The 1,125-nt window shown below is 72.9% G+C and carries 1 pseudogene; it reads right to left on the bottom strand.

Going from position 1 to position 1,125, the window contains the following annotated elements:
- Nucleotides 1-1,125: pseudogene (locus CGX12_RS19230) on the bottom strand (exodeoxyribonuclease V subunit gamma); the annotation flags it as partial.

The following is a 1,125-nucleotide window of genomic DNA, read 5'->3' on the forward strand; positions in this document are numbered from 1 at the left end:
GGCCCGGGCCAGGGCCGGCTGTGCCTCGTCGGCGCCGGCGGCGGCCTCAAGCAGCTCGCGCTTGATCACATAGCGCTCCAGGCCGTCCAGGGCGAAGGGCTCCTCGTCCAGCCGGACGGCGGCGATGTCATCCAGCACCACCTTGAGCCGGCGGGAAAAAAAGCTCGCCACCGGCTGGCGCAAAAACTGCTGCAACTGCTCCGGGGCGACCGGCTCGTCGGGTTGCCAGGGCGGCAGGGGGCCCTCGGCTTCGTGGGCCCTGTCCCGGGCGGCCCACTCCCGGGCGTAGCTGACCAGCCCCTCGCCGCTGAAATAGCGCCGGCTGAAGGGCTGCAGCGGGTGCTCGGTGGTGATGGCGGAGAGCAGCTCGCCGCCGTCGGCCAGCCGCCACTGGCCCAGCAGATCCCTAAGCTGGCCCACCAGCACCGAGGGCGGGCGCTCGCCGTTGTCGCGGATGCTGCGCCCCACCCAGCTGATATAGAGCCGGTCCCGGGCCGAGAGCAGCGCCTCCAGCATCAGGTAGCGGTCGTCCTCCCGTCGGGAGCGGTCGCCGGGCCGGTAGTCGCCGGCCATCAGATCGAAGTCCAGCGGGGTGACGCTGCGCGGGTAGTCGCCGTCGTTCATGCCGAGCAGGCACACCTGGCGGAAGGGAATGGCGCGCATCGGCATCAGGGTGCAGAAGTTCACCGCCCCGGCCAGGAAGCGCTGGCTGAGCCGGCCCTGCTCCAGGGCCCCCAGCCAGGCCTCGCGCACCACGGTGAGCGGCAGCGGCTCGGCCAGCGCCACCTCGGCGCACAGCGCCTGCCACTGCTCCAGGGACTCGGTGAGCCCGTTCAGCAGCGCCTGCTCCTGCTCGCCCTCGGCCAGGAAGAAGCGCGCCAGCAGCCCCTGCAGCCGCGCCGTCCAGTCGCCGGCCGGCACGCTCTCGGCCAGTTGGTCGTGCAGGGCGTCGATGGCGTCGAGCAGGCCCGCCAAGGGGCCGATGACGGCTGCGTCCAGGCCGCCGATTTCGTCGTAGGGCTCGATCTCGGCCCAGGGCTCCCCCGCCCCCACGGCGTAGCCCAGCAGCATGCGGCGCAGGCCGAAGCGCCAGCTGTTCTGCTCCAGCGCCGGCAGGCCCAGGGC

It is taken from the genome of Zobellella denitrificans, assembly GCF_002237365.1.
GTDB lineage: Bacteria > Pseudomonadota > Gammaproteobacteria > Enterobacterales > Aeromonadaceae > Oceanimonas > Oceanimonas denitrificans.